The organism is Amycolatopsis solani, from assembly GCF_033441515.1.
GTDB lineage: Bacteria > Actinomycetota > Actinomycetes > Mycobacteriales > Pseudonocardiaceae > Amycolatopsis > Amycolatopsis solani.
Window position 1 is genome coordinate 3,375,875 of sequence record NZ_JAWQJT010000001.1, and the last position, 10,326, is coordinate 3,386,200.

1 protein-coding gene is annotated in these 10,326 nt (G+C 74.2%); it reads left to right on the forward strand.

The window, feature by feature from the left end:
• Nucleotides 1-68: 68 nt before the first annotated feature.
• A complete protein-coding gene (locus SD460_RS16405; protein ID WP_438860837.1) occupies nucleotides 69-10,325 on the forward strand; it encodes an SDR family NAD(P)-dependent oxidoreductase in 10,257 nt (3,418 codons plus the stop codon).
• The last annotated feature ends 1 nt before the right edge of the window (nucleotide 10,326 follow it).

Consider the following 10,326-nt stretch of genomic DNA (forward strand, 5'->3'; position numbering starts at 1 on the left):
CCACCGCCGCCGCCTGCCCGGCCGCCCCAACGACGTGAATGACTCATTCATGTCGCCAGACGACATGAATAAGTCATTCAAGGCATCCGGCCGGCCGCACTCCACGAACCCCTGTTTCCCGAGGACCACCCATGTCGAGTGAAGACAAGCTCCGCTACTTCCTCAAGCGCGTCACGGCCGATCTGCACGACGTCCGTGCGCGGCTGCGCGAAGCCGAAGAGAAGGCGGGCGAGCCGATCGCGATCGTCGGCACGGCCTGCCGGTATCCCGGTGGCGCGGACACGCCCGAACGGCTGTGGGACCTGGTCGCCGCCGGGACCGACGCGATCGGTGGCTTCCCCGCTGACCGCGGCTGGGACACCGCGCGGCTGTACCGGCCCGGGGACCCGAAGCCCGGGCACAGCTACGTGCGCGAGGGCGGGTTCCTGACGGAGGCCGCGGACTTCGACCCCGAGTTCTTCGGCATCTCGCCGCGCGAAGCCGTGGCGATGGACCCGCAGCAGCGGCTGCTCCTGGAGGTCGCGCACGAGGCGTTCGAACGCGCCGGGCTGCCGGTCGACGGCCTGCGCGGCAGCCGCACCGGGGTGTTCGTCGGCGGGATGGCGCAGATCTCCGGACCGTCCGAAGAGCAGATCGAGGCCCTGTCCGGGTACCTCCTGACCGGCAGCGCGGCCAGCGTGTTCTCCGGCCGGATCGCCTACACCTTCGGCCTCGAAGGCCCGGCGCTGACCGTCGACACGGCCTGCTCGTCGTCGCTCGTCGCCCTGCACCTCGCCGCGCAGGCCCTGCGGGCAGGCGAGTGCACGCTCGCGCTCGCCGGCGGGGTCACCGTGATGACCACGCCGGAGGGGTTCGTCGAGTTCAGCCAGCAGAGCGGGCTCGCCGCCGACGGCCGCTGCAAGGCCTTCGCCGAAGCCGCCGACGGCACCGCCTGGGGCGAGGGCGCCGGGATGCTCGTGCTGGAAAGGCTTTCCGACGCCCGCCGCTTCGACCACCCCGTGCTGGCCGTGCTGCGCGGCTCGGCGGTCAACTCCGATGGTGCGTCCAACGGCCTCACCGCGCCGAACGGCCCGTCGCAGCAGCGGGTGATCCGGGCCGCCCTCGCGAGCGCGCGGCTGGCACCGTCCGATGTGGACGTCGTCGAGGCGCACGGCACCGGCACGACGCTGGGCGACCCGATCGAGGCCGAGGCGCTGCTGGCGACCTACGGCCAGGACCGCGACCGGCCGCTGTGGCTGGGGGCGCTGAAAACGAACATCGGGCACACGCAGGCCGCCGCCGGAGTCGGTGGCGTGATCAAGGTGATCGAAGCGATGCGCCACGGCTTGCTGCCGAAGACGTTGCACGTCGACGCGCCGTCGTCGCACGTGGACTGGGCGGCCGGGCAGGTTCGGCTGCTCACCGAAGCCGTGCCGTGGCCGGAGACCGGCGCGCCGCGACGGGCCGGGGTGTCGTCGTTCGGGGTCAGCGGGACCAACGCCCACGTGATCATCGAGGCGGTGCCGGCCGAGGCGGACGAGCCGTCCGCGCCGCTGCCCGTGGTGCCGTGGGTGCTGTCGGCCAAGACCGGTCCGGCACTGCGCGACCTCGCCCGGGCCCTGCGTTCCCTGACCGGCGACCCGGTCGACGTCGGCCGCGCGCTGGCCACCACCCGCTCGGTGCGCGAGCACCGCGCCGTCGTCCTCGACGCCGCCGGGCTCGACGTGGTCGCCGACGGCGTGAGCGAGCCGGCCAACCCGGGTGACGTCGTTTTCGTCTTCCCCGGCCAGGGTTCGCAGTGGACGGGGATGGGCCGGGAACTCCTCGAAACCTCGCCGGTGTTCGCCGCGCGGATGGTGGAATGCGCTGCGGCACTGGAGAAGTTCGTCGACTGGAAGCTCCTGGACGCGCTCGAGGGCGATCTGGAGCGGGTCGACGTCGTGCAGCCCGTGTTGTGGGCGGTCATGGTGTCGCTGGCCAAGGTGTGGCGTTCGTACGGCGTCGAGCCCGCCGCCGTGGTCGGGCACTCGCAGGGTGAGATCGCCGCCGCGGTTGTCGCGGGTGGACTGTCCCTTGAGGACGGTGCCCGCGTGGTCGCGCTGCGGAGCAAGGCGATCCTGCGGCTGTCCGGGCTGGGTGGCATGGTGTCGTTGGCCGCGCAGGTCGAGCGGGCCCGCGAACTGATCGCGCCGTGGGGCGGGCGAATCTCGGTCGCCGCGGTGAACGGGCCGTCGTCCGTCGTGGTGTCCGGTGAGGCGACCGCGCTCGACGAGCTGCTGGTTTCGGTGGACGTCCGGGCGCGGCGCATCGCCGTCGATTACGCCTCGCACTCGGCGCAGGTCGAGCTGCTGGCCGAGGAACTGGCGTCCGTGCTGGCCGAGGTGACGCCGCGATCGGGGCGGATTCCGTTCGTGTCCGCGGTGACCGGTGAGGTGCTGGACACGGCCGAGCTGGACGCGGCCTACTGGTACCGCAACCTGCGGGAACCCGTCCGGTTCGACCAGGCCGTTTCGACCCTGCTCGGGCTCCGCGCGACCGTCTTCGTCGAGTGCAGTGCCCACCCCGTGCTCACGGTCGGCGTCGAGGAGACCATCGACCAGGCCGGGGCGGCCGCCGCCGCGGTCGGCACCCTGCGCCGGGACGACGGCGGCCTGGCCCGGCTGATGACGTCGGTCGGCGAAGCGTTCGCCCGCGGTGCCGACGTCGACTGGGCCGGGCTGTTCGCCGGCACCGGCACCCGCCGCGTCACCCTGCCGACCTACCCGTTCCAGCGCGACCGGTACTGGTCCGAACCTTCGGCCCCGCGCCGCCGCACGACCGTCGACGACCTGCGTTACGAAGTCGCCTGGCGGCTCGTCCCCGTCGAGCCGTCCACTGTGGCGGGAACCTGGGTCGTCTGCGGCTCGGACGACCTCGCCGGACGCATCGCCGAGGGCCTCGCCCGCCACGGCGCCGAGGTGATCCGCGCGGCCGAACCCGGTGACGTCACGGGAGTCCGCGGCGTCATCGCCGTCGCGCCTGCAGGGCGGACCCCGGGCCACCCCGACGTGCCCGCCGGGTTCGCCGCCGCACTCGCGCTGGCGCAGGCCGACGTTCCCTTGTGGATGGTCACCCGCGGCGCCGTCTCGACCGGCGCCGCGGACCCGGTCACCGATCCGGAGCAGGCCCTCGTCTGGGGCCTCGGCCAGGTCGTCCGGCAGGAGCAGCCGAGCCGCTGGGGCGGCGTCGCCGACCTGCCCGGCGACGCGGACGACGCCACCGTCGACCTGTTCCTCGGCGCACTGACCGGCCCGGAGGACGAACTCGCCGTCCGGCCCGACGGCGTCTTCGCCCGCCGGCTCACCCGGCCGGTCACCACGACCGCCCGGCGCGCCTGGCGCCCGGACGGCACCACGCTCATCACCGGGGGTACCGGCGCGCTCGGCGCTCACGTCGCCCGGCGGCTGGCCGCCCAGGGCGCCCCGCACCTGCTGCTCGTCAGCCGAAGCGGCCGTGCCGCCGAGGGCGCCGCGGGGCTGGAAGCCGAGCTCACCGGCCTCGGCGCGCGGGTCACCGTCGCCGCGTGCGACACCGCCGACCGCGACGCGCTCGCCGCGCTGCTCGGCGACCTGCCCGCGGACGCGCCGCTGCGCGCGGTGGTCCACACCGCCGCCGTGCTCGACGACGCCGTCCTCGACGAGCTCACCCTCGACCAGGCCGGCCGCGTGCTACGGGTCAAGGCCGAGGCCGCGATCGCCCTGCACGAACTGACCCGCGACCTCGACCTCGACGCGTTCGTGCTGTTCTCGTCCCTCGCCGGGACCTACGGCGGGGCGGGCCAAGGGAACTACGCGCCGGGAAACGCTTTCCTCGACGCGTTCGCGCGCTACCGCCGCGGCCTCGGGCTGACGGCGACGTCGATCGGCTGGGGCCACTGGGCGGGCGGCGGCCTGGCCGACGGCGGCCTCGAAACGCGGCTGCGGCAACGGGGTGTCCCGCCGATGCCGCCGGAACTGGCGCTCGACGGCCTGCAGCGCGTCCTCGACCTCGACGACACGGCCGTCGTCGTCGCCGACGTCGACTGGACGGCCGCGCAGGAACCCGGCCGGCTGCTCGCGGAGCTGCTGCCGCGCACCGGCACCGACGCCGTCGAACCCGGTCTCGCGGGCCTGGCGCCGGAGGAGCGGGACCGGCGGCTGCTGGAGATCGTGCGCACGCGGATCGCCGCCGTGCTCGGGTTCGCCGAGCCGGACCGGATCGACCCCGCCCGCGCGCTCCGCGACCTGGGGTTCGACTCGCTGACCGCGGTGGAGCTGCGCAACAAGCTCGGCGCCGCGGTCGGCCTGAAGCTGCCCGCCACGCTGGTGTTCGACCACCCGAGCCCGGCCGCGCTGGTCAGCCACCTCGCTTCGCACTTCGGCGGGGAGACCGCGCCGACCCGGCTCGCCGAGCGCGGGCCGGCCGACGAGCCGATCGCGATCGTGGCGATGAGCTGCCGGTTCCCCGGCGGCGTCCGCTCGCCCGAAGACCTCTGGGACCTCCTGGCCGCCGGCCGCGACACGGTCGCGCCGTTCCCGGCCGACCGCGGTTGGGACGTCGAGGCCGTGTACGACCCCGATCCGGAGACCCCGGGCCGGTCCTACGTCCGGCACGGGTCGTTTGTGGACGACGTGACCGGCTTCGACGCCGCGTTCTTCGGGATCAGCCCGCGCGAGGCACTGGCGATGGACCCGCAGCAGCGGTTGCTGCTGGAAACGTCGTGGGAGGCGTTCGAACGCGCCGGGATCGACCCGTCGGTGCTGCGCGGCAGCCGGGTCGGCGTGTTCGCCGGCACCAACGGCCAGGACTACGGCACCCTGCTGATGAACGCCCGCGATCAGGTCGAGGGCTACCTCGGCACCGGCAGCTCGGCGAGCGTGTTCTCCGGCCGCGTTGCGTACGCGCTGGGCCTGGAGGGTCCGGCGGTCACCGTGGACACGGCGTGTTCGTCGTCGCTGGTGGCGCTGCACCTGGCGGCGCAGGCACTGCGTTCGGGCGAGTGTTCGCTGGCGCTGGCCGGCGGGGTGACGGTGATGTCCACGCCGATCGGGTTCGTCGAGTTTTCGCGGCAGCGCGGGCTCGCCGCCGACGGTCGCTGCAAGCCGTTCGCGGCCGCCGCCGACGGCACGGCGTGGGGCGAAGGCGCCGGGCTCCTGGTGCTGGAGCGCCTGTCCGACGCCCAGCGCAACGGCCACCAGGTGCTCGCCGTGCTGCGTGGTTCCGCGGTGAACTCCGACGGTGCGTCGAACGGCCTGACCGCGCCGAACGGGCCGTCGCAGCAGCGGGTGATCCGGGCCGCGCTGGCGACCGCGGGCCTGTCGGCGTCCGATGTGGACGTCGTCGAGGCGCACGGGACGGGCACCCGGCTCGGGGATCCCATTGAGGCGCAGGCACTTCTGGCCACGTACGGCCAGGATCGTGCGGAGCCGCTGTGGCTCGGTTCGGTGAAGTCGAACCTCGGGCACACGCAGGCGGCCGCGGGGGTCGCCGGGGTGATCAAGGTGGTCGAGGCGCTGCGGCACGGGGTGCTGCCCCGGACGTTGCACGTCGACGAGCCGTCGTCCCAAGTGGACTGGACCGCTGGTTCGGTGCGGCTGCTGACGGAATCCGCGGCTTGGCCCGCCGGCGATCGGGTGCGGCGGGCCGGGGTCTCGTCGTTCGGCATCAGCGGCACCAACGCGCACGTCGTGCTGGAGGAGCCGCCCGCCGCGGTCGCGCCGGCCGAGACGTTCGCCGGGGGCGTGGTGCCGTGGCTGGTCTCGGCGCGGACCGAAGACGGTCTGCGGGCGCAGGCGGCGCGGCTGCTGGAGTTCCTCGAGACCGGGCCCGATCTCGCCGCGACCGCGCGGACGCTGGCCACGGGCCGGGCGTCGCTCGAGTGCCGGGCCGTCGTGCTCGCCGCCGACGTCGAAGGGTTCCGGCGCGGGCTGACCGGGCTCGCCGAGGGACGCGCTGTCGCCGAGGTGGTGCGGCCTGGGCCCGGGGGCAAGGTGGCTTTCCTGTTCTCCGGCCAGGGATCGCAGCGCGTCGGGATGGGTCAGGAGCTGTACGCGGCTTTCCCGGTCTACGCGGCGGCGTTCGACGCGGTGTGCGCGCACCTGGACCCGCGCCTTCGCGACTTCCTCGGCTCGGCCGAGACCGAGTTCGCTCAGCAGGGCATCTTCGCACTGGAAGTCGCGTTGTTCCGGCTCCTGGAGTCGTGGGGTGTCCGGCCGGACCACGTCGCCGGGCACTCGGTCGGCGAGATCGCGGCGGCGCACGTCGCCGGGATCCTGTCGCTCGAAGACGCTTGCGCGCTGGTCTCGGCGCGGGGCCGGTTGATGCAGGTGTTGCCCGCGGGTGGCGTGATGATCGCGGTTCAGGCGTCCGAAAAGGACATCCAGCTGCCCGCCGGCGTTTCTCTGGCCGCGGTGAACGGTCCCGACTCCGTGGTGCTCTCTGGTGAAGAGGTCGCCGTGACCGAGTACGCGTCGACGTTCGCGAAGACCAAGCGGCTCAACACGAGTCACGCGTTCCACTCGGCGTTGATGGAGCCGATGCTGGCGGAGTTCGCGGCGGCGATCGACGGGATCACCTGCGCCGAGCCGGTCATTCCCTTTGCGTCCACTGTGGATGACTTGGTGGTGACGCCGGAGTATTGGGTGCGTCAGGTGCGGGAGCCCGTCCGGTTCGCCGAGGCCGTCGAGCGGCTGCGGGCCGCGGGTGTCACCTCGTTCGTCGAGCTGGGCCCGGACGCCGTGCTGACCCCGATGGTCGACGAGGCCATTCCGACGCTCGCCGCCGGCCGGCCGGAAGAGACCGGCGTCCTGACCGCGGCGGCGCACCTGGCCGTCGACTGGCCGCGAGTGCTCGGCGACGGCCCGCTCCGCACGGACGTGCCGACGTACGCGTTCCAGCACGAACGGTTCTGGCTGGACGCGGCCGGCGAACCAGACGTGCTCGGGCACCCGCTGCTCACCGGGGCGGTGGAGCTGCCCGACGCCGGTGGCTGGGTGCTGACCGGCACCCTGTCGACCCGGAAGTCGCCGTGGCTGGCCGGCCACGCGGTGCACGGCACGGTCATCCTGCCCGGCACGGCGTTCGTGGAGCTGGTTCTCCGCGCGGGTGCCGAAGCCGGGTGCGGAACGTTGGAGGAGCTGACGATCGCGGCGCCGCTCGCGCTGACGGAACCGGCTCGCGTCCAGGTGGCGATCGGCGCGGCCGACGCCGGGAAACGGCCCGTGACCGTCCACTCGCGACGCGACGACACCGGAGAGTGGACGCGGCACGCGACCGGCGTCCTGTCCGACGAGCCGGTGGTGGCCGAGGATCTCGGCGAGTGGCCACCGGCCGGAGCGTCCGAAGTGGACGTGACGGACCTGTACCAGGGCTTCGAAGACCGCGAGTTCACGTACGGGCCGTCGTTCCAGGGCCTGCGGGCGGCGTGGCTGCACGAGGGTTCGGTGTTCGCGGAGGTGGCGCTGCCGGCCGCCGACCACGACGCGGCCGGCCGCTTCGGCCTGCACCCGGCGTTGCTGGACGCGGCGTTGCACGGCCTGGGCCTGGGGGACCTCCTCCCGGACGACGGCCAGGGGCGCCTCCCGTTCACGTGGTCCGGGGTGACCCGCCACAGCTCGGGGGCCGCGTCGCTGCGGGTCCGGCTGACGCCGATCGAGCCGGGAACGGTGGCACTGACGGTCGCGGATGGCGAGGGACGGCCGGTGCTGACGGTGGCTTCGCTGGTGCTGCGCCCGGTGCTTCCGCAGGTCAGCGACGCGCTGTTCCGGCTGGAGTGGCGGGAGGCCGAGCCCGGTGCCGCGACCGACTCGGTGTTCCTGCCGGTCGAAGCCGCGGACGTCCCCACGACGACGGCGACGGTCCTCGCGGCGATCCGCGCGTGGCTGTCGGACGACCGCGACGGCGAGCTGGTGTTCGTGACGAGGGGAGCAGTCGCGGCCGCCGACGGCGACGTGACCGACCTCGGCGCGGCGGCGGCCTGGGGCTTGGTCCGGGCCGCGCGCTCGGAGCACCCGGGACGGTTCCGCCTGCTGGACCTGGATGACGGCGCACCGGCGCCGGTCTTGCCGGCCGACGAGCCGGAGGTGGCGGTACGCGCGGGGCGGATCTTGGTCCCGCGCATCGCGCGCGGAACGGTGGCCGGTCTCGAGCTGCCCGAAGGCGACTGGCAGCTGACGGTGACCGCCCCAGGCACGGTGGACGGCATCACGGCAGACGCCCATCCGGCCGGGCCGCTCGCCCCTGGCGAGGTCCGAGTCGCCGTCCGGGCCGCTGGAGTCAACTTCCGGGACCTCCTCAACGTCCTCGGCCGCTACCCCGGCGGTCCCGTCCCCCTCGGCCAGGAAGCCGCCGGCGTCGTCACCGAAATCGGCGAAGGCGTCACCGGCATCCACCCCGGCGACCGCGTCTTCGGCCTCTTCGCCGGCACCTTCGCCACCCACGCCACCACCGACCACCGCCTCCTCGCCCGGATTCCCGCCGGGTGGACGTTCGCGCAGGCCGCGACCACGCCGGTCGCCTTTCTCACCGCCTACTACGGCCTCGTCGAGCTCGCCGAGCTCAAGCCCGGCGAGTCCGTGCTCATCCACGCCGCCGCCGGTGGGGTCGGGATGGCCGCCGTTCAGCTGGCGCGGTACCTCGGGGCCGAGGTGTACGCCACCGCCAGTCCCGGCAAGCACGCCGCCGTCGATGTCGATCCCACGCACCTCGCCTCCTCGCGCACCCTCGAGTTCGCCGAGCGCTTCCCGCGCGTCGACGTCGTCCTCAACTCGCTGACCGGTGAGTTCATCGACGCCTCGCAAAAGCTCCTCGCCGACGGGGGCCGCTTCCTCGAGATGGGCAAGACCGACGTCCGCGACGCGCCGAACTACCGGGCCTTCGACCTCGCCGAAGCCGGGGCCGAGCGGCTCGGGCGGATGCTCGCCGAAGTCCTCGAGCTCTTCGCGGCCGGGCACCTGCGTCCGTTGCCGGTGCGTGCCTGGGACGTCCGGCGCGCCCCGGACGCGCTGCGCTTCCTGAGCCAGGCCAAGCACATCGGGAAGCTCGCCCTGACCGTCCCGCGCGCCCTCGACCCGGACGGCACCGTCCTGATCACCGGTGGGACCGGCGCGCTCGGTGCCGCGCTGGCCCGGCACCTCGTCCGGGGCGGCGCCCAGCACGTCGTGCTCACCAGCCGTCGCGGGATCGACGCGCCCGGTGCCAAGGAGCTCGAAGCCGAGCTGCCCGAGGTGACCGTCGCCGCCTGCGACGTCACCGATCGGGACGCCGTGGCCGCGCTGGTGAAGACGCTGCCGCTCACCGCCGTCGTGCACGCGGCCGGCGTGCTGGCCGACGCCACCGTCGACCGGCTCACCGAAGACGACCTCGCGGCCGTCCTCGCACCCAAGGCCGACGGCGCGCGGATCCTGCACGAGCTGACCCGCGACGCCGATCTCGCCGCCTTCGTCCTGTTCTCCTCCGTGTCCGGACTCGCGGGCACCGCCGGACAGGGCGCGTACGCGGCCGCCAACGCTGCCCTCGACGCGCTGGCCGCGCAGCGCCGGGCTGCCGGACTGCCAGGCACGTCGATCGCCTGGGGTGCTTGGGAAACCGGCATGGCCGGCGGCCTCGCCGAGACCGACCGGCAGCGGATGAGCCGGTCCGGACTACTGCCGCTGTCCACAGAGGATGGTCTCAACCTCTTTGACACGGCGGTCGCGGACGCGGCGAGCCTGCTCGTGCCCATGCGGCTCGACCCGGCGGCACTGCGCGGCGACGACGTCCCGCCGCTGCTGCGCGGCCTCGTCCGGGCCCGGCCGCAGCGGACGGTGGCGCCGTCCGACGCCGCCGGGCTGACGCGGCGGCTGGGCGGGCGGACCCCGGCCGAGCAGGACGGGATCGTGCTCGACCTGGTCCGCGAGGCGATGGCCGCCGTGCTCGGGCACGCCGACGCCACCGGCGTCGACCCCGGCCGCGGGTTCCTGGACGTCGGCTTCGACTCGCTGACCGCGGTCGAGCTGCGCAACCGGCTCGCCACCGCGACCGGGCTGCGGCTGCCGTCGACGCTGGTGTTCGACCACGCATCTCCCGCCGAGCTCGCGGCGCACCTGCGCGGCGAGCTGACCGGCGCCGAGCCGGACGCCGACCGGCTGCTGTCCGAAGTGGACAGCCTGGAATCCCGGCTGCTGGCCGCCGAGCTCGACGACGCCGGCCGGGCGGCCGTGCACGGCAGGCTCCAGACGTTGCTGGCCAAGTGGTCCGGCACCGCGCGAGCCGCCGCCGTCCCGGACAGCCTCGCCACGGCGTCCGCGGACGACCTCTTCGACTTCATCGACAACGCACTGGGGAGCTGAC